At 67.3% G+C, this 19,097-nt stretch carries 21 protein-coding genes; 11 read left to right on the forward strand and 10 right to left on the reverse strand.

What is annotated here, in order from left to right:
- Positions 1 to 172 precede the first annotated feature (172 nt).
- Genes NRB20_RS04660 through NRB20_RS37885 form a run of 3 tightly spaced genes read left to right on the forward strand, consistent with a single transcriptional unit; the run spans position 173 to position 1,782 of the window.
- Complete coding sequence (locus NRB20_RS04660) at positions 173 to 862, forward strand: Uma2 family endonuclease (RefSeq protein ID WP_194289728.1); 690 nt, start codon at positions 173 to 175, stop codon at positions 860 to 862.
- A 54-nt stretch (positions 863 to 916) separates the two neighbouring features.
- Positions 917 to 1,231: an alpha/beta fold hydrolase gene (locus NRB20_RS37880; RefSeq protein WP_227833215.1), complete on the forward strand. Its 315-nt coding sequence runs from the start codon at positions 917 to 919 to the stop codon at positions 1,229 to 1,231.
- On the forward strand, positions 1,228 to 1,782 hold the full coding sequence (locus NRB20_RS37885) for a hypothetical protein (RefSeq protein WP_227833216.1): 555 nt from the start codon (positions 1,228 to 1,230) through the stop codon (positions 1,780 to 1,782). Before NRB20_RS37880 ends, NRB20_RS37885 begins: the two co-directional genes overlap by 4 nt.
- Before the next feature lie 322 nt (positions 1,783 to 2,104).
- On the opposite strand, the gene NRB20_RS04670 is transcribed toward NRB20_RS37885, so the two are convergent.
- A complete protein-coding gene (locus tag NRB20_RS04670) occupies positions 2,105 to 2,668 on the reverse strand; it encodes a TetR/AcrR family transcriptional regulator (protein ID WP_319944580.1) in 564 nt (187 codons plus the stop codon).
- 126 nt (positions 2,669 to 2,794) lie between these two features.
- Here NRB20_RS04670 and NRB20_RS04675 point away from each other — a divergent pair, with 126 nt between their 5' ends.
- Complete coding sequence (locus NRB20_RS04675; RefSeq protein WP_153407988.1) at positions 2,795 to 3,463, forward strand: class I SAM-dependent methyltransferase; 669 nt, start codon at positions 2,795 to 2,797, stop codon at positions 3,461 to 3,463.
- A 243-nt stretch (positions 3,464 to 3,706) separates the two neighbouring features.
- Here NRB20_RS04675 and NRB20_RS04680 read toward each other — a convergent pair whose 3' ends face one another.
- The 8 genes from NRB20_RS04680 to NRB20_RS04715 form a co-directional block, all read right to left on the reverse strand.
- On the reverse strand, positions 3,707 to 4,780 hold the full coding sequence (locus NRB20_RS04680) for a glucosidase family protein (protein ID WP_319944477.1): 1,074 nt from the start codon (positions 4,778 to 4,780) through the stop codon (positions 3,707 to 3,709).
- Positions 4,767 to 5,498 (reverse strand): class I SAM-dependent methyltransferase, encoded by a 732-nt coding sequence (locus NRB20_RS04685; RefSeq protein ID WP_153407989.1) that lies wholly within the window; start codon positions 5,496 to 5,498, stop codon positions 4,767 to 4,769. Before NRB20_RS04685 ends, NRB20_RS04680 begins: the two co-directional genes overlap by 14 nt.
- Positions 5,499 to 6,734 carry a glycosyltransferase family 4 protein gene (locus NRB20_RS04690; protein ID WP_319944478.1) on the reverse strand — a complete coding sequence of 412 codons (1,236 nt, stop codon included), beginning with the start codon at positions 6,732 to 6,734 and terminating at the stop codon, positions 5,499 to 5,501.
- A gap of 33 nt (positions 6,735 to 6,767) precedes the next feature.
- Entirely contained in the window at positions 6,768 to 7,628 is an 861-nt protein-coding gene (locus NRB20_RS04695; RefSeq protein WP_153407990.1) for a TIGR03619 family F420-dependent LLM class oxidoreductase, read from the reverse strand.
- A 14-nt stretch (positions 7,629 to 7,642) separates the two neighbouring features.
- The gene (locus tag NRB20_RS04700) at positions 7,643 to 9,118 is read right to left on the reverse strand and encodes an FAD-dependent oxidoreductase (RefSeq protein WP_153407991.1); all 1,476 of its coding nucleotides are present in this window, start codon (positions 9,116 to 9,118) and stop codon (positions 7,643 to 7,645) included.
- Between the two features lie 50 nt (positions 9,119 to 9,168).
- Positions 9,169 to 9,576, reverse strand: a complete 408-nt coding sequence (locus NRB20_RS04705) for a carboxymuconolactone decarboxylase family protein (RefSeq protein WP_153407992.1) — start codon at positions 9,574 to 9,576, stop codon at positions 9,169 to 9,171.
- 67 nt (positions 9,577 to 9,643) lie between these two features.
- Positions 9,644 to 10,528, reverse strand: coding sequence for an NAD(P)-dependent oxidoreductase (locus tag NRB20_RS04710; protein ID WP_153407993.1), 885 nt, complete (start codon positions 10,526 to 10,528; stop codon positions 9,644 to 9,646).
- Positions 10,525 to 11,277, reverse strand: a complete 753-nt coding sequence (locus NRB20_RS04715) for an SDR family oxidoreductase (protein WP_153407994.1) — start codon at positions 11,275 to 11,277, stop codon at positions 10,525 to 10,527. The genes NRB20_RS04710 and NRB20_RS04715 overlap by 4 nt, the downstream gene beginning before the upstream one ends.
- Positions 11,278 to 11,641: 364 nt before the next feature.
- Between NRB20_RS04715 and NRB20_RS04720 the strand changes: the two genes are divergently transcribed.
- From NRB20_RS04720 to NRB20_RS04750, 7 genes are all read left to right on the forward strand, one after another.
- On the forward strand, positions 11,642 to 12,847 hold the full coding sequence (locus NRB20_RS04720) for a cytochrome P450 (RefSeq protein WP_153408628.1): 1,206 nt from the start codon (positions 11,642 to 11,644) through the stop codon (positions 12,845 to 12,847).
- Positions 12,848 to 12,893: 46 nt separating this feature from the next.
- Positions 12,894 to 13,700, forward strand: a complete 807-nt coding sequence (locus NRB20_RS04725) for an SDR family oxidoreductase (RefSeq protein ID WP_153407995.1) — start codon at positions 12,894 to 12,896, stop codon at positions 13,698 to 13,700.
- Positions 13,700 to 13,891 (forward strand): ferredoxin, encoded by a 192-nt coding sequence (locus NRB20_RS04730; RefSeq protein WP_153407996.1) that lies wholly within the window; start codon positions 13,700 to 13,702, stop codon positions 13,889 to 13,891. The genes NRB20_RS04725 and NRB20_RS04730 overlap by 1 nt, the downstream gene beginning before the upstream one ends.
- A 63-nt stretch (positions 13,892 to 13,954) precedes the next feature.
- Positions 13,955 to 14,506 carry a nuclear transport factor 2 family protein gene (locus NRB20_RS04735; RefSeq protein ID WP_153407997.1) on the forward strand — a complete coding sequence of 184 codons (552 nt, stop codon included), beginning with the start codon at positions 13,955 to 13,957 and terminating at the stop codon, positions 14,504 to 14,506.
- Positions 14,503 to 15,738 carry a hypothetical protein gene (locus NRB20_RS04740; RefSeq protein WP_319944479.1) on the forward strand — a complete coding sequence of 412 codons (1,236 nt, stop codon included), beginning with the start codon at positions 14,503 to 14,505 and terminating at the stop codon, positions 15,736 to 15,738. The genes NRB20_RS04735 and NRB20_RS04740 overlap by 4 nt, the downstream gene beginning before the upstream one ends.
- 37 nt (positions 15,739 to 15,775) lie before the next feature.
- Positions 15,776 to 17,383 carry an acyl-CoA synthetase gene (locus NRB20_RS04745; protein WP_153407998.1) on the forward strand — a complete coding sequence of 536 codons (1,608 nt, stop codon included), beginning with the start codon at positions 15,776 to 15,778 and terminating at the stop codon, positions 17,381 to 17,383.
- A 141-nt stretch (positions 17,384 to 17,524) separates the two neighbouring features.
- Positions 17,525 to 18,217, forward strand: a complete 693-nt coding sequence (locus NRB20_RS04750) for an acetoacetate decarboxylase family protein (RefSeq protein ID WP_153407999.1) — start codon at positions 17,525 to 17,527, stop codon at positions 18,215 to 18,217.
- Between the two features lie 51 nt (positions 18,218 to 18,268).
- Here NRB20_RS04750 and NRB20_RS04755 read toward each other — a convergent pair whose 3' ends face one another.
- Positions 18,269 to 19,090, reverse strand: coding sequence for a crotonase/enoyl-CoA hydratase family protein (locus NRB20_RS04755; protein WP_153408000.1), 822 nt, complete (start codon positions 19,088 to 19,090; stop codon positions 18,269 to 18,271).
- Positions 19,091 to 19,097 lie beyond the last annotated feature (7 nt).

Below are 19,097 nucleotides of genomic sequence, written 5' to 3' on the forward strand. Positions count from 1 at the left end.
ATGCGTGCGCGGCCGCCTGTGCCGGGCGGTCTCGTCCGAGAGCAGGTGGTGTCGAGGCCGCAGCAGCGGCGGCGCGGTCGTCGGGCATCGGTCTGCTTTGAGGTTCAGGAGTCATATCGCCACGGTTCGCCGGACGAGTGGCTGTGTCGCCCGGCGGGTTCAGTCCGCGTCGATGGCGGAGATCTTCTGTGCATCGGTGAGGTCGGGCGGTGAGCGCCCGCCGCCTAGAGTTCGGTACATGCCTTCGATCTTCGACTGGGCTCGCCCGGACAATGTGCAGCCCGAGCCGATCTCGGTGGATATCTGGCGTGAGCTGCCGGAGGAGTTCTGCCGTCTGGTCGAGGTTGTCGACGGACAAGCTGTGCGGTGCGAATCGCCGACGCGGGCGCATCAGAAGGCGGTGCATCGGCTGCTCGGGATGTTCGAAGACGCAGCGCGAGAATGTATGTCGCGGGATCCTTCAACCCGTCTGGACGCCAACCACGACTTCGACACGGTGTTGTGGGAGGTGCCGCGGGCGACCATTCGGCGTCCGGATGTCGCATTGTTCGACTGTGCTCCGCCGGATGTCCGTCCAGTACCGGCGCGATACCTGAGGGTCGTTGTCGAGGTCGTCTCGCCCGGTCATGTGAAGACCGACCGGCTGGAGAAGATGTCGGAGTACGCCGCGGCCGGGATTCCGTGGTACTGGCTGGTGAGTGTGTCGGACACCGAGGTGACCGTGATCGAGACCTACGCCCTCGATCATGGCGTCGGACACTACCGTCAGGTGCATGTCCTGAAACCGGGGACCGGTTTCGCGGTGGATCTGCCGATTCGGATACAGCTCGATTGGAATCGCTTGCGCGATCTCGTGCTGTGAGTCTCGGGGCGTCGGGACCGATGAGTTTCGGGGCGCGAGGGCGTCGGTAGAGGTATGACGACGCATACGCTCGATACCGATGGGGCGCGGATTGTTTACGACGTGCACGGGCCGTTGCCGGCCGCGGATGGGCGGCCGCCGCTGGTGATGGTGGGGCAGCCGATGTGTGCGGGTGGGTTCGGGGCGTTGGTCGAGCAGTTGGCCGATCGCACGTCGGTGACGTATGACCCGCGTGGGTTGGGGCGGAGTGCTCGGAGTGATGGGCGGAACGACAGTGTGCCCGAGACGCAGGCTGCGGATATTCATGCGGTGATCGGTGCGCTGGGGGTGGGGCCGGTGGAGAGTTCGCCAGTAGCGGGGGTGCGGTGACGTCGTTGGCGTTGGTCGCGGGGTATCCGGACGACGTGTCCACGTTGGTTGCGCACGAGCCGCCGATGATTTCCGTGCTGCCTGATGCTGCGTCCGCCGAACGTGCCGCTCTCGGGATGCGGGCGGCGTACGAGGCGAAGGGGGTCGGGGCCGGAATGGCGGCTTTCATGGCCATGACCATGTGGACGGGCGAGTTCACCGATGAATTCTTCGCGCAGCCCCCGGCCGATCCGGCCATGTTCGGCATGCCCACCGAGGACGACGGCTCCCGTGACGACCCGCTGCTGTCCGAGCGTTCGGCGCCGATCATCGCCTACCGCCCCGACATTGATGCCCTCGCCGCAGCCCCCACGCGCATCGTGATCGCAGTCGGCGAGGAATCCACCGGCACCCTCACCGCCCGCACCTCCGAAGCCATCGCGTCCCGGCTGGGCACCCGCCCGGTTGTCTTCCCGAGCCACCACGGCGGTTTCACCGGCCCGGAGAACGGTTACCCGGGGCAGCCCGAAGCCTTCGCGCGGCGCTTGCGAGAGGTGCTCGGGGACAACTGAATTCGCTGCGCCGACCGGCCGGAGTTCGGGCCGGCTGGGCCGGGACGTGACATGGGCGCGCCGCTGGTGGGAGATCCTCGGCAACACAATTCACCGCGTCGACCGCCCGGATTTCGGGCCAACTGGGTCGGGGCACGACTTGGGCGCGCTGCTGGTGCGAGATCCTCGGCAACGCAATTCACTGCGTCGACCGGCTGGATTTCGGACCAGTCGGGCTGGGACGCGACCTGTGTGCGCCGCTTGCGAGAGATCCTCGGCGACAACTGAATTCGGTGGAGCGATCTCGTGCCGGAAATTCCTCGGTGGAATTCTCTTCCGAATGTCAGTCTGTCAATACCTGGAGGGCGGATTTCTCGAGGCGATCCGCGATTTCGGAGTAGGAGGCGTAGCCGACTCCGGCTCGGACCAGGGCGCCTGCGTAGAGGAGTTCCAGGGTTTCGATGATGTCGAGGTCGGCGTCGGGGCCGAGGGCCTCGAGGAGGCGTTTGCGGATTTCGGTGCCGATTCGGGTGCGCAGGTGGGAGACGTCCGGGTCGGTGCCCAGCAATGCGCTGGTTACCGCTCCGGCGAGGGCCGGTTCGTCGGCCACGAGCATGGCGATCTGGCGCAGGACCGCGACCACGCGGCGGGTCGGATCGGTGATATCGGCGATCGGGGGCTGGGTGGCGGCCAGGCGACGCCAGAACACCTCGGCGACCAGGTGCTCCTTGGAGGAGAAGTAGGTGTAGGCGGTGGCGGTGCCGACGCCCGCGGTGGCCGCGACCATGCGCACGGTCAGACCGGCGAAACCCTCGCGCGAGAGCACTTCCAGCGCGGCCTTGGTCAGCCGGTCGACGGTGTCGGCCTGTTTCTCGGTGAGACGGCGGCGGGTAGCCTCCATATTCACCGCGGGCGGCTCTGCGGAAAGGGGATCGGACACGTGTCCGGATGCTACTATGGTGCCGCTTCGAGGGCAACTCGCACCGCCGCGGCAATCCGCACGCGGGCTTGCCGACAGAAAGGTTCTCCGCTGATGACTCGTGCCGATTCGGTGCTTTCCACGGATACGACGCGATTGTTCGACATTGCCGAGCAAACAACCGGTTTCATGCCGCCCGAGGAGGGTCGAGCCCTCTACGAGGCCGCGCTCCGATATGCCGGTGACGGAATTATCGCCGAAATCGGCACCTATTGCGGAAAGTCGTCGATATATCTGGGGGCGGCCGCCCGAGAAACCGGCGCCACCGTTTATACGGTCGATCACCACCAGGGTTCCGAGGAACATCAGCCCGGCTGGGAATATCACGACACGTCCCTGGTCGATCCGGAAACCGGGAAATTCGACACCGTCACCGAATTCCGTCGCGCGATCGTCCGCGCCGGACTCACCGACACGGTCGTCGGCGTCCTGGGCTCCTCGGTCACGGTCGCGAAGATGTGGCGCGCCCCGATCCGCCTGCTGTTCATCGACGGCGGCCACACCGAGGAAGCCGCCCAGCGCGATTACGACAACTGGGCGCTCTGGGTCGCCGCGGGTGGCGCGCTCGCGATCCACGACGTGTTCCCGGACCCGGCCGACGGTGGCCAGGCACCGTACAACATCTATCGAAAAGCGTTGGACGGCGGGAAGTTCCGCGAAGTCTCGGTGACTGGGTCGCTGCGCATCCTCGAGCGCGACACCGGGTGCGGCGGCAGTAATTAGACGCCCAGGGTCGTGCCGTAGCTCGACGGCGCGACCCCCGCTCGTGCGCCACCGTGCTCGGTGGCACTGACCCGCCGGTGTGAAGCCTCACAAGGCAGCGCGAATTTGCTGCTCAGCGGCGATGACCCCGCACGTGCGCAACGGTTGGGTAGCGCTGATTCTGTGGGTGTGAAGTCCGGTCCGGCGGTGTGGGTGTGTCGCCCGGCGGTGCGAGCTTGGTGTCGGGCAGTGTGAACCCGCGGTTCAGCGGCGTGAAGCGACGCAGTCGCAGGCGAATCCGTCGGTGATGTCGATCGGTGTGGCGAGTTCGCGGAAGATGCCGTTGCCGGGGGTGGTGCGGGACAGGGCGTCGGTGGCGAGGATCATCGCCGCGCCGGTCCAGGTGGTGCGTTCCTCGGGCCAGCGTTTGTCGTCGGCGAAAACCAGTCCGGTCCAATAGGATCCGTCCTCTTCGCGTAGGTGCTGCATGGCGGCGAGCAGGCGTAGTGCGCGGGAACGGTCGCCGATCCGGTCCAGGGCCAGTACCAGTTCGCAGGTTTCCGCGCCGGTCACCCAGGGGCGGTCGGAGACGCAGCGGATACCCAGGTCGCCGACCACGAAATCGTCCCAGCGGGAAGCGATTCGGGCCGTCGCGGCGGTGCCGTCGTACGCGCCGCACAGGACCGGGTAGTACCAGTCCATCGAGTAGCGGTCCTTCTCGCCGAATGCCTCGGGGTGATGCCGGATGGCGTGTCCGAGCCGCAGGGCCGCGACCTCCCATTCGGGTTGCGGGATGCCGAGCGACTCGGCCAGTGCGAGGGCGCAGCGAATGCTGTGGAACATGCTCGCGCAGCCGGTCAGCAGTGCTTCGGGCAGTACGCTGGAATCGCCACGCAGCCAATAGATCTCGCCGTTGCGGCCCTGTTGCAGCGAGACGACGTAGTCGATGGCCGCGTGTACCGTCGGCCACATCCGGGCCCCGAATTCGCGGTCCCCGGTGCTGCACACGTAATGCCAGACCCCGGTGGCGATGTACGCGCAGAAATTGGTATCGGTGTCCTCACTCGCCACCGCGCCATCGCGAAACTCGCTGGGCCAGCTGCCATCCGGACGTTGCGTCCGTTCGGACCAGGCGTACCCGGCGCGGGCGGCGTCCAGCAGCCCCGCCGACGTGAGCGCCATGGCGTTCTCGAGGTGGTCCCACGGATCGGTGTGCCCGCCGCTGAACCAGGGCAGCGCACCGTCGCTCTCCTGTTGTGCGGCAATGGATTCGGCGGTTCGTCGGATCTGCGAGGCGGTCAGCACGCCGGAGATCGACGGCAGCTCAGAAGCCGCCACGCCGCACCGCGGGCTTGGTGAAGTACAGGGCGACGCTCTTGCCGATCAGCGGGTCCAGCGCGGATTCGGCGGTGCGGGTGAGCCAGGGTTGTTTCATCATGTCCCACACCAGCATTCGGTGATAGGAGGTGACTGCCCAGTGCTTGTCGTTGTTGACCCCGGCCAGGCATTTGAGCCACCAGTACGGCGAATGCAACGCGTGCGCGTGCGCGCTGTGGATGAATCGCATACCGAGCCCGGCGACCTTGCGGCGCAACTCGTCCGCGCGATAGATCCGCACGTGCCCGCCCTCGTTGGCGTGGTATTCGTCGGAGAACAGCCAGCAGATCCGCTCGGGCAGCCAGCGCGGCACCGTCACCACCAGCGCGCCACCGGGCGCGAGCACCCGCACCAGCTCGGCGATGGCCCGCTCGTCCGACGGGATGTGCTCGAGAATCTCCGACGCGATGACGACATCGAACTCCCCGTCCTCGTACGGCAGGGCCAGCGCATCGCCCTGCACGGCCTCCGCGCGCGCCTGCTCGGGCGCCTCACCCGCCTCGGCCATCGCCCCGAACATGATCTTGACCTGGGCCAGATCGTCGGCGTTCTGATCGAAGGCGACGATATCCGCGCCCCGGCGGTACGCCTCGAAGGAGTGCCGTCCCAGGCCCGCGCCCACATCGATCACGCGGGTGCCCGGCCCGACGCCCAGCCGGTCGAAATCGACGGTCAACATCTAGTTCTTCTCCTCGTCTGTGCGGTGCCTCGAAATGGCCTGCTCGTAGACCGAAACAGTTTGCGCGGCAACGGCTTCCCAGCTGTATACGGCCAGCGCCCGGCGTCGCCCGGCGGCCCCCAGCTCGTCGAGCCGACGCCGGGAGTCCAGCAGACCGCCGATGGTCCTGGTCAGTTCCCCGACGTTCCCGGGTTCGACGAGTTCGGCGCAGTCGCCGACCACCTCGGGCAGCGCGCCCGCGCGACTGGCCACCAGCGGCGTACCACTGGCCATGGCCTCGACGGCAGGCAGCGAGAAACCCTCGTACATCGAAGGGATGCAGGAGATTTCGGCGGAGCTGAGCAGTTCGGCCAGTTCGGTGTCGGACAGCCCGCTGCTGACCGTGACCACGTCGGCGAGGCCGAGTTCGGCGATCAACTTCTCGGTGGGGCCGTTGGGATCCAGCTTGGCGACCAACTGCAATTCCACGTCGTGCGCCATCCGCAGCCGCGAAATCGCTTGCAGCAGATGGGAAATCCCCTTGAGCGGCTTGTCGGCGCTGGCCACCGCGACGATCCGGCCGGGCACCCGGCCCGCGCGCGGCCGGAACAGTTCGGTGTCCACACCCAGCGGCACCACGCGCAATTGCCCTGGCGCAACGCCGAAATCGTCCGCGATATCGGTCGCCGAGGACGAGGAGACGGTGATCAACTCGGGAATCTGCCGGGCGACGCGCTGCTGCATCCCCAGGAATCCGTACCAGCGCCGCACGAACGGCTTGCGCCGCCACGGCGCGGCGGCCAGATCCACCGCGCGATCCCGCGTGATCGGATGATGAATGGTGGCGACGACGGGCAGCTGCCGCGCGATGTCGAGCAGCCCCGAACCCAGGCACTGATTGTCGTGCACCACATCGAAATCCGCTGTGCGCGTTGCCAACAGCCGCGCCGCACGCATACTGAACGTGCGCGGTTCCGGGAATCCCGCGGTCCACATCGTGCCCAGTTCGAGCAGATCGATCCGATCGCGGATCTCACCCGGCCGCGGTGTGCGGAACGGATCCTCGTCACGGTACAGATCCAGGCTCGGCACCTCGGTCAACCGCACCCGCGGATCGAGCAGTTCGGGATAGGGCTGCCCGGAGAAGACCTCCACGTCGTGGCCCAGTTCGGCCAACCCCGAACTCAGGTACCGCACGTACACCCCCTGCCCCCCACAGTGGGTCTTGCTGCGGTAGGACAGCAGGGCGATGCGCACGCTAAGGTCTCACTCTCGGGCGAAGGACAAAGGTCAGGCCGGTAGGCCCAGGGGCGCCAGTTTGGCAGAGAGCCGGTCCAGATAGGCCAGCACCTCGGCCTCGGGCTTGTCGGGCAGACCGAACAGTACGTCGGTCACCCCGGCCTCGGCCCACGAGGTCAGCTGCGCCGGATCGGGCTTACCCGCCAGCGCGACCACGCGCGGCGCGCCGTCCCGCTCGGACTCCTGCCAGATCTTGCGCAGCAGTTGCAGCCGCTCCAGCAGCAGATCCTGCTCGTACGGGGTGGTGATCCAGCCGTCGGCGGACTTGGCGATCCAGCGGAACGTCTTCTCGGTGCCCCCCGCGCCGATCAGCACCTCGATCTTGTCCTGCGTCGGCTTGGGCCACGCCCAGCTCGGCCCGAACTTCACGAATTCGCCGTCGTACGAGGCTTCTTCCTGCGTCCACAGCGCCCGCATCGCCTCGACGTACTCGCGCAACGCGGTGCGACGTCGCGCACCCGGGATGCCGTGATCGGCGAGTTCGTCGGTGTTCCAACCGAATCCGGCCCCCAGGCTGACCCGGCCGCCCGAGAGGTGATCGAGCGTCGCGATGGTCTTGGCCAGGGTGATCGGATCGTGCTCGGTGGGAAGCGCTACCGCCGTGGACAATTCGATGCGCTCGGTGACCGCTGCGGCCGTGGCCAACGCGACCCACGGGTCCAGCGTGCGGGTGTAGCGGTCGTCGGGCAGGCTGGCATCGCCCGTGGTCGGGTGTGCCGCTTCACGTTTCACCGGAATGTGGGTGTGCTCCGGCACGAAGAACGACGCGAAGCCGCGGTCCTCCGCACCCTTGGCGGCCGCGGCCGGGGCGATGTTGCGATCACTGGTGAACAGGACGATACCGAAACGCATGGGCTCGTCTCCTTTCAGTCTTGTTGCGCGGCAGCGGCTTTACCCGCGCGACGCCCGTAGAAGCTGCCGTCGCCGAGCGAGGTCCCGCTGGCGTAACCGCCGGTGCACACACCCGAGGTGCAGCGCCCCGCCGCGTACAGTCCGGCGATCGGATCCCCGGACACGTGCAGCACCCGCGAATCCAGATCGGTCTTCAAACCGCCGAGGGTGAACCCGCCGGTGTGCTCGCGCAGATCCCAACCGGCCAGCGGTGTGCCGATCGGCTTCACCCACTCGGTCTTCTTGTCCAGCAACGGATCCGAGCCCTTCTCGGCATGCTTGTTGTACACCTCGACGGTGGTCTGCAAGGTGCCCTCGGGCAGGCCCATGTCGGATTCGAGTTCCGCGACGGTCTCCGCGGCCCACTTGGGCGGCTGCCGGAAGAACGTCACCGAGCTCTCGGTCGCCAGCGCGGCCTCGAGCGCCTGCTCGTCCATCACCAGGTACGCCTTGTTGTCCTGCTGGTTCAGCGTGGCCTGGCCGACCCGGCCGCAGTAGGTGTCCTCGGTGATGTACCGCTGACCGCGCGCGTTGACCATGATGCCGCGCGCCACCATCTGCGGATCCACGAAGAACGCGACCTCGGCCGCGTCCATGTGCGCGACCTGCGCGCCCAGGGCCTGCGCGACCCGGATGCCGATGCCGTCGTGCTCCTCGATCGAGGCGGCCGGACGGTTCAGCAGCCGCGGCACGTACGCCTCGATCATCTCCTGGTTGTAGGCGAAACTGCCGGTCGCCAGGACCACGCCGCGACGCGCGCGCACGTGCACGATATCGCCGTAGCGCTTGGCGACCACGCCGACGACGCGGTCGTCCTCGTCCACGATCAGGCGCTGGATGCGGATGTCGAATTCCGCACGCACACCGAGACTTTCGGCGGTGTCGATGAGCGGCTTCATCAGCATGTAGCCGCCGCCCTTCTCACCGATCCGCTTGTTCTCCATCTGCGGCAGGTGACCGCGCGGCGCGGGGGTGGCGATGTCCTTGAACGGCGCGGAGTTCTCGCCACCGGAGTACATCAGGCCCTCGTCGTGCGCGGGCTCCCAGCCCGGCTCGCCCCAGAACGCCTCCTTGAACGGAACACCCTGGGCCACAAGCCAATCGAAGTGCTCGACGCTACCCTGGCAGTAGTCGTGGATCTTGGCGGCGTCCACGCCGGGGCCCAGGGCCGCGGTCATGAACTTCTCCATGTTCTCCGGGGTGTCCTCGAAGCCCAGCGCCTTCTGTAGCGCGGTGCCGCCGCCGAGGTAGATGAAGCCGCCCGACATCGACGCCGCGCCGCCCCAACCGCCGGTGCGCTCGAGCACCAGCACATCGGCGCCGGCCCGCTTGGCCTCGATGGCCGCACAGGCGCCCGCGACGCCGTATCCGGCGATCACCACGTCGGCCTCGAAATCCCAGGTGGTGATCGCGTTCGCGCGCGCTGGTCGGACGGTGGGGGTTTCGGACATGAGTGCCATTCCTGTCTGCTGCGCGTGTGCCGGATTCGCCGGTCACAGGTTCATTCGGTGGGATTCTTAGCGGCCCGCGCGGCCTTTTTCTCGTGCTGCGCGACGACCTTGCCCACGACGCTGTCCAAACTGGTTCCCGCAGGCCAGCCTACGTAATGACACAGGAACAGGGAGATCTCCCGCAGTTGGGCCGGGGTGAATTCGCCGTTGCCCAGGGCCGAGCCGACCTGGATCTCGGCGACGTCGAACAGGCCCTGCGCGGTCAGCGCCCCGATCAGCAGCAGCCGTCGATCGCGGATGCTGAGTTCGGGACGCGACCAGATGTCGGCGAACAGGTGATCCGCGGTGACGGCGAAGTGCTCGCCGGGACCGTCGGCGAAGTCCCAGCCGTACACCTCGGACATCTTCGCCAGCCCGCGTGCGCGACGTTCGGCGGCGGTTTCGGTTTCCTCGCTCATGCTGCGTCCTTTCCGGCATGAGCGGGGGCCTGCGTGACGCTCCGCTGCTGCCTTCGGTCCTGATCGCTCATGCCTGCTGCTCCTTCGCGATATCGCCCGGGCCGACGCCCAGCCCGTTGCCCAGGCCCTTCAGGGCCAGTTCGGCGAACGGTAGCGGAACTTCGAGTCGTTCGCCGACGCCGAGGGCCAGCGCGAGATCCTTCTCGCCCAGGCCGCGCACGTGGGTCAGGATCGAATGCCAGAAATCGTCCTCGGCGACCGGAGCGGTGGTGTCGCGCAACATGATCGCGCCCGCACCGCCGGTGATGGCGTCGGAGTGCCGGACCACCTTGCCCAGGTCGGTGATGTTCAGCCCGGCGGCCTCGGCCAGGCGCTGCGCCTCGGCCGCGGCGGTGAAGGAGACGAAGTGCAACAGGTTGCGCGCCAACTTCATTCGCGTCCCCGCGCCGACCTCACCGGCGTGCACGACCAGCCCCGCGAAGCGTCCGAAGGGCTCGCGAACCTTCTCGTACGCGGACTCGGTGCCGCCGACCATGATCGCGAGGTTGCCCTCCTTGGCCCCGCCCGCACCGCCGCTGATCGGCGCGTCGACGAATTCCACACCGCGCGAGGCACATTCGCTCGCCAACGCGACCGCGGTCTCGTCGCTGATGGTGGAGTGCACCGCGATCACGGTGCCCGGCTGCGCGGCGCTGAGGATGCCATCGGGGCCGGAGATCACCGAGCGGACCTGCTCGTCGTTGACGACCACGATCGAGATGACCGTGGCTTGCTGAGCGACCTCGGCGGCGGTGGCGGCGGACTTCGCGCCGCGTGCGACGAACTTCTCCACCGCTTCGGGCCGCATATCGCAAACCACAAGTCCGCCAGGCCAATCCAGCAGGCGCTTGGCCATCGGCGCGCCGATGTTGCCCAGTCCGATGAACCCGACGCGGGTGTCGTTCTCGGTCATGATCGGATTATCTGTCCGCCGTCGACGTTCAGGATGTGCCCGGTCACCCAGCTCGCGTCGTCCGAGAGCAGGTACAGGCACGCGCCGACCAGATCCTCCGGAGTTCCCATGCGCTTCAAGGGAAGCCGGTTCACCATGTCCTTGACCATATTGCCCGGGGTGACGGTCTTGGTGGCCTCGGTGTCGATCGGGCCGGGGGCGATGGCGTTGATGCGGATCTTGGAACCGCCGAGTTCGGTGGCGAGCTGCTGGGTCAGGCCGTTGACGCCGACCTTGGCCAGGCCGTAGAAGCCGGAGTACAGCCACGCGGCAGTGGAGGACTGGTTGACGATCGAACCGCCGCCGTCCTTGGACATCGGCTGCCAGACCGCGCGGGTCATGTTCAGCGCGCCGTCGAAGTTCACGCTCATGAACTTCTTGTAGTAGTCCCACGGCACGGTCAACAGCAGGTCGAGCTTCATGTCGCCGTAGATGGCGGCGTTGTTGACCAGGTGGTCGATGCCGCCGAACTCGGCGACGGTGAATTCGGCCAGCGCGGTGGTCGACTCGGGATCGGAGACGTCGACGCGGTGGAAGACCGCGGTGCCGCCGTCGGCGACGATCTGCTTGGCGACCTCCTCGCCCTTCTCCGTGTTCAGGTCCGCGACGACGACCTTCGCGCCCTCGGCGGCCAGCGCCTGCGCGTACACAGCGCCGATACCCTGCGCTGCGCCGGTGACGATCGCGGATCGTCCGGTGAAACGGGCCATGGTGAAAACTCCTCTGTGGCAGATGGTTTCGGCTTGTTCGGCGGTCGCAATCAGTGGTGCCCGGCGGCGCGATACTGCCCGCGCACCTGCGTCGTCCGCTCGCTCACCGGTAGCTCCCATGCTGTCTGGACACGTGTACGGACTATATGATCGAAGTCGCCGCCAGCGCAAGAACCTGTTGCAGTTCGGCGCGGTTGCCCGATGGCGCGGTCCTCGAACGTCGGGTGCGGCCGAGTTCCACCGGAAGCATTGTCGGCCGGGCCTGCCGGTGGTACGGTCCAGACACATGTCCAGCTACGTGTCTCCCAAGGCGGTGGATGATTGCCGGGGGACCGAACACGTTCTCGAGAGGGAGGTGACGGCGATGACGGGTGTGGCCGCGCAGGCGCTCACTTTCGACCCGTACGACTACGGCTTCCACGAGAATCCGTATCCGCTGTATCAGCGGCTGCGGACCGAGGCGCCGCTCTATCACAATGCCGAGCTCGGATTCTGGGCGTTGTCGCGGCACGCGGATGTCGGCGCGGGCTTCCGGGACAACGTGCGGCTGTCCAGCGCGAACGGAGTATCGCTGGACCCGGCTGCGTGGGGCCCGCACGCGCACAAGACGATGTCCTTCCTGGCGCTGGACGATCCGCGGCATCTGCGGCTGCGGCAGCTGGTGTTCAAGGGGTTCACCCCGCGCCGGGTCGCCGCCATGGACACCCGGATCCGGGAACTGACGCTGCAACATCTCGAACCCGCCCTGGCGGCCGGCAGTTTCGACTGGACCGAGCAGGTCGCGGGCAAACTGCCGATGGACGTGATCTCCGAGCTGATGGGCGTGCCCGAACCCGATCGCGCCGAGATCCGGCGGCTCGCCGATCTGGTGGTGCATCGCGAGGACGGCGTGCTGGACGTCCCGATGGCCGCGGTCGAGGCGACGTTCGAGCTGGTCGGCTACTACGCCGAGATGATCGCCCAGCGCCGCCGCGCCCGCACCGACGATCTGACCTCGGCGCTGCTGGACGCGGAGGCCGACGGCGACCGGCTCACCGACGAGGAGATCCTCGGGTTCATGTTCCTGATGGTGATCGCCGGGAACGAGACCACCACCAAACTGCTCGGCAACGCCTTGTATTGGGGCGCAAGGTATCCCGAGCAGTACGCGAAGGTCGCGGCGCAGGCCGAGCTGGTGCCGGACTGGGTCGAGGAGACGCTGCGGTACGACACCTCGAGCCAGATCCTGGCCCGCACCGCCGCGACCGATCTGGAATTCCACGGCGGCACGGTGCCCGCGGGGTCGAAGGTGTTGCTGCTGGTCGGCGCGGCGAATCGGGACGAGGACGTATTCGCCGATCCGGAGATCTACGACATCGAACGCCCCGACAAGGGCGGGCTGCTGAGCTTCGGGCGCGGCGTGCACTTCTGCCTCGGCGCGCATCTGGCGCGGCTGGAGGCGACGATCGCGTTGCGGGAGTTCGCCGATCGGGTCCGCGCCTACGAGGTGGACCCCGCCGGGATCGAGCGGGTGCACTCCACCAATGTCCGAGGTTTCGCGAAATTGCCTGTGACGGTACAGGTTCGATGACACGCCATGATGCGACCACTGCTACAGCCGACGAGGTGAGCCACTGATGCCCAGATTCGATCCACACCCGCAGCGCCGTCCGGCGCTGATCGCCGGGGCCTCTTCGGGAATCGGCGCGGCCACCGCCGTCGCCCTGGCCGAACAGGGATATCCGGTCGCGCTCGGCGCGCGCCGGATCGAGGTCTGCCAGGAACTGGCCGAGAAGATCCGCGCGGACGGTGGCGAGGCGTTCGCCCACCGGCTGGACGTCTCGGACAACGCCTCGGTCGAGGAGTTCATCGCTGAGTCCGAAAAGGCTTTGGGCCCTGCGGAAATCGTCGTCTACGGCGCGGGTGATCTGGAGTTCGGGCACGTCTGGGACCTGAACCCGGACGAGTTCGGCTCGCAGGTGCAGGTGCATCTCCAGGGCGCGCAGCGGTTCGCGTATCACCTACTACCGCAGATGATCGCGCGACGCCGGGGAGATTTCGTGGTGATCGGCTCGGACTGCGTGGATGTGCCGCGTCCGGGCGTCGGTGCCTACAACGCCGCCAAGACCGGACTCGAGGCGATGGCCGTGCAGCTCCGAAAGGAGTTGGAGGGCACCGGAGTTCGCGCCTCGGTCGTTCGGCCCGGCGCGACGCAGACCGGTATGGGCATGAACGCGAAACCCGAGGTCGTCGGTCCGCTGCTGGACGACTGGGTGAAATGGGGATTCGCCCGGCACCCGTATTTCCTGCGCGCGTCGGATCTGGCCGCGGCCGTCACCGCCGTGGTCGGCACCCCGCGCGGCGCGCATCTGGTGCTGGTCGAGGTGCAGCCCGAGGCCCCGCTGACCGAACCGAAAACCGATGGCGAACAAGGGAGCCGGTGATGCGCCTCGTTGTCGACAGTGATCTGTGCCAGGGGCACGCGGTCTGCCAGGCCGAGGCCCCGGACCTGTTCGACGTGCCCAAGACGGGCACCGTGCGGATCCTGCGCGAGGATCCCGGCGCGGACCTCGAGGCCGCGCGTGCCGCGGTCCGCTACTGCCCGACCCAGGCACTGTCCATCGTCGAAGACTAGATCCTTCGGGCTCTCAACAGCCATGAGAGCCCCTCAACAGCCCTGAGAACAGAGGAATTTCGGATGGCAGGCTATTCCCGCGACGAACTCGACGAGATGATCGAGCGCTGGGTGCAGGAGAACAAGAACTGTGAGGCGCAAGGGGATTGGCGTCCCCTCGCCGAGATGTACACCGTCGAGGCGACTTACGGCTGGAACTACGGTCCGCAGCAGGAATTCATGGCCGTGGGTCGCGACGAGATCCGCGACCTGGCGCTCGGCCAGGAGATGGCGGGTTTGGAGGGGTGGACTTATCCCTACCAGGACTTCGTCGTGGACGAGCGGTCCGGCAGCGTGATCGGACTCTGGAAGCAGATCAACGAGCGCACCCGCGCGGACGGCAGCCACTACAGCCCGGAGGGCATCGGCGGCAGCTGGTTCCGCTACGCCGGTGATTTCCAGTGGTCGTGGCAACGTGATTTCTTCGACTTCGGTAATGTCGCAGCGCTTTTCGTGGAGATGATGTCCGCGGACGCGCTCTCGCCCGGTATGCAGAAGCGGATCGAGCGTTCGATGTCCGCGGAGCCGCTGCCCGGGTGGTACCGGATCGGCGAATCGCCGGTGCCGCTGTGGTGAGCCGGTACAGCGAGCTGAGCCGTGACCAGCTCGCGATTCTGCTGCCCGAACTGCTGCTGTGCGGACATCTGATCGACCGTTCCGGGATGGCGCACACGATCGGCGCGTTCGGGCGCGAGGGGATGGCCGAGGTCGCGATCGAGGAGTGGCAGCTGGCCAGCCCGATCTACACCCGGCGCATGCGTGCGGCGCTGAACATTCCGGGTACCGGCGTGGAGACGATCTTCAAAGGGCTGCAACTGGATATCGGCGCGCCCCCGCAGTTCATGGACTTCCGTTTCCGGATCACCGACGACAATCACGGCGAGTTCTGGCTCGACCACTGCGGCGCGCTCGCCGATGTGGAGCCGATGGGCGAGGATTTCGTGGTGTCGATGTGTCACACCATCGAGGACCCGACCTTCGACGCGACCGCGCTGGCCACCAATCCGCTGGCGCAGGTGCGCCCGATCCACCGGCCGCCGCGGGTGCCCGCGGACCGGGTTCCGGTGTGCGCGTGGACCGTTGTGATCGACGACGCGCACGAACCGCCCGCGATTCCGGCGCACACGCCGGAGATCGAGGCCACGGCCGCGGCGAAAATCGAACTCGCGCCGGTGGATTCGGCCGATACCGGTAACGGCGACTACGCCGGTCCGCTGCTGAGCGATCTCACCTTCGGTGACTTCTCCAAATCCGCGCTGGTCCGGATGGCCGACGAGGTCTGCCTGCAACAGCACCTGCTGACACTGGGTTTCCAGATTGCGCTGCGGGATCGTGCGAGCGCCGAGCAGGCCACCGACATTGCCCGCAAGCAGTTCACCGGGATCGCCGGGCTGACCTCCGAGCGGTTGCGCAACGCGCTGGGGCTGGGCCGGGACGCGGCCGCGCTGGCGCAGATCCTGCGTCTGCATCCGGCGTGGAATCCGTTGCCCTACACCGATATCGACGTCAGCTTCGAGCGGGAGACCGTGGTGCTGCGGTTGCGTCGCAACAGCCCCGGCGTCGCCGACGGCGGTTGGCCCGCGCTGGTCGACGCCGAGTACATCGAGCCGATCAATGCCATGGCCCGGGGTGTGGACCCGCATTTCGACACCCGCGTCCGGGCGGCCGGCGACGATGAGATCGTCTTCGAGATCGCCGCTGTGGAAACAGCTTTCAAGGAAATTCCGGAAGTCGCGATCACCCGGTTCAGCACCGGCGCCGACTTCGGCTTCACCGAGCGGCGCTCGCTGCCGCTCACCGTCGTATAAGGCCCTTTCGGGTCGTTCGCAGCGAAAGGGCCGAAATATGCCGAACAACTTCGCCGATCTGTTCGAACACTCCGTCGACATCATGCCCGACCGGATCGCGGTCATCCAGGGCGATCGGCGGGTGAGTTTCCGGGAACTGGAGAAGCGCGCCAATCAGCTTGCGCACCACCTGGATTCGGTCGGCATCGGGGTGGGGGACCACGTCGGGTTCCAGATGCACAACTCGGTGGAGACGTTGGAGACGCTCATCGCGTGCTTCAAGGTGCGCGCGGTGCCGATCAATATCAACTACCGGTACGGCACCGAGGAACTGAAGTACATCTACGACAACGCGGATCTCGTTGCGCTGGTTCATCATCGGTGTTACTCGCCGACGGTGGAGCAGGCGCGCGCGGCGGTGCCCTCGATCCGGCACTCGCTGGTCGTGGAGGACGATCAGGGCGGTGCAGGGGTGGAGAGCACCTCGACGCCTTACGAATCGGTTTTCGAAAGTGCTTCCGATGCGCGGGATTTCGGGGACCGTACCGCCGACGACCTGTTCATGATGTACACCGGCGGTACCACTGGCATGCCCAAGGGCGTGATGTGGCGGCAGGAGGACATGTGGCGGGTGCTCGGCGGCGGTATCGACTTCTACAACAACGAGCCGGTCACCGACGAGTACCAGCAGTCCCGCGTTGGGGCGCAAGCTGATCCGAGCATGTGGTTCGTGCTGCCGCCGCTGATCCACGCCGCGGCGATGATGCCGACCTTCACCGCGCTGTGGTCGGGGAACGCCGTGGTATTCGAGCCTCGGTTCGATCCGGACCGGGTGTGGCAGGTGATGGCGAGCGTCAAGCCGCACATCCTGGTCATCACCGGTGACGCGATGGCCCGGCCGCTGGTCGAGTCCTTCCGGGCGAACCCGGTGGACGCCTCCTCGCTGCTGGCCGTCGGGTCCGGTGCGGCGCTGCTGTCGCAGGCGGTGAAGAACGACATGATCGAGATGTTCCCGACCACCGTCATCACCGATTCCATCGGATCGTCCGAAACCGGTTTCGGCGGAATAGGTTTCGCGCAGAAGGACGACGATCCGAGCCGTGGTCCCCGGGTGCAGACCGGGCGTGGTGCGCTGGTCGTGGACGAGCAGGGTGCGCCGGTCGGTCCCGGCGGTGAGGGCTGGGTCGCCAAGACCGGGTCGGTGCCGATCGGGTACTACAAGGATCCGGTCAAGTCCGCCAAGCTCTTTCAGACCGTGGACGGCGCGCGCATGGTCGTCACCGACGACCGTGCCCGGGTCGAGGCGGACGGCTCGATCACGCTGCTGGGCCGCGGCAACATGGTGATCAACACCGGCGGCGAGAAGGTCTTCACCGAGGAGGTGGAGGCCGTGGTCAAGGCCCACGACACCGTCTTCGACGTGCTGGTCATCGGCGTTCCGCACGAGCGCTGGGGGCAGCAGGTCGCGGCCGTGGTCTCCGCCGAGAGCGGCGCGACGATCGATTTCGAGGCGTTGCGCAAGCATGTGCGCGCCCACCTGGCCGGGTACAAGCTGCCCCGGCGGATCTGGGTCGTGGACGCCGTCGTCCGGGCTCCCAGCGGCAAGCCCGATTACCGCTGGGCCAAGGAGTACGCCGCCACGAACAGCCCCGATCACGAGGGCTGAGTTCGGTGCGGTAGCGATCCGGGTGCGCCGACGCGCGTGTCCGGATCGTGTTCGACTGCGGTGCAACGGGTTCGGATGATTCCCCCGGGGTGTCCGAAAGAGAGCCTTCCGCGCAAAACGAGAACGTGTTCTAATCAGGATATGGCGGCAGTGCATACGATCCTCGGTGAACAAGTCACGATGCCGGTGCAGATCCGGGTCGCGGACGCGGCATCGGCGATGTTCCTCGCCGATGCCCAGGCCACGCGAAACATCCTGGGCGGCACCGGATTGGAGCCCGTCACGATCGCCGGGCGGGCGATCTGCACGCTCGTCTTCGTCCGCTACATCGACGGCGATCTGGGCCCGTACCACGAGTTCGGACTCGCGGTGATGGCCCAGCTCCCCGGCGACCGCTCCAGCATCGGCATCTACATCTCGTGGCTCCCGGTGAACCAGCCCTTCACCCTGGCCGCCGGACGCGAAATCTGGGGCTTCCCAAAGGAAATGGCCGATATCCGGATCACCTCGCACGGCCGCGGCAAACGCTGCGAGGTCCTCATGGACGGCCGCCTGGTCGTGGCCCTGGAAACCAGCGGCGGCATCCCCGCCCCCGCCCAACTCGGCGGCGCGTCCATCGCGGCCTACACCAACCTCGACGGCGTCCTGCGCAGCACACCATGGGTGATGAACCCGTCCGAGGTCCGCATGCGCCCCGGCGGAGCCCGCGTCGAACTCGGCGAACACCCCATCGCCGAACAGATGCGCGCCCTGGGCCTACCCCGCCGCGCCCTGTTCACCAGCGAAATCGGTTCGCTGCGAATGACTTTCGAGGACGCCCGAGAAGTCGGCTGAGGCGCGCGACGACAGACCGGCGGGGGAGCGCCACCCGCCGGTCCTACCTGCTCAGCGCCCCTTGAACTGCGGCTTGCGCTTCTCCGCGAACGCCCGTGGCCCTTCCTTCGCATCCTCACTGGCGAACACCGACAGCCCCACCTTCGCGTCCAGCTTGAACGCCTCCTCCTCGTGCATCCCCTCGGTGTCGCGGATGGTCCTGAGAATGGCCTGCACGGCCAGCGGGCCGTTGGCGTTGATCATCTCGGCCAGTTCGAGGGCCTTGTCCAGCGCGGTGCCGTCCGGGACGACGTGGCCGATCAGCCCGATCTCCTTGGCCTCGGCCGCGGTGACGTGCCGTCCGGTCAGCAGGATCTCCGCCGCGATGGTGTACGGGATCTGCCGCGGCAGCCGCACCGCCGAGCCGCCCATCGGGTACAGGCTCCAACGTGCCTCGGACACACCGAATTTCGCGCTCTCACCCGCGACGCGGATGTCGGTGCCCTGCAACAGTTCGGTGCCGCCCGCGATGGCCGCGCCCTCGACGGCGGCGATCAGCGGCTTGCTCAGCCGGTAGCCCTTGAGCAGTCCCGGAATGTTCGAGGCGTCGAACTTGCCGCCCGCGCCCATGGACTTGCTCGGATCGTTGCGGCTCATCGCCTTGAGGTCCGCGCCCGCGCAGAACGCCCCGCCCGCGCCGGTCAGGATGCAGCAGTGCAGGTCCGGATCCTCGTCGACGCGCCGCCACGCGTTCAGCATGATCTCGAGCATCTCGCCGGTCAGCGCGTTGCGGGCCGCGGGCCGGTTCATGGTGATGATCAGCGTCCCGCCGCGCTGTTCGACCAGCGCGTGTGGCTCGGTACTGCTACCGGTTTCAGTGGCTGCCGTGGTCATCGCCGAC

Source organism: Nocardia macrotermitis, assembly GCF_009604405.1.
Classification (GTDB): Bacteria; Actinomycetota; Actinomycetes; order Mycobacteriales; family Mycobacteriaceae; genus Nocardia; species Nocardia macrotermitis.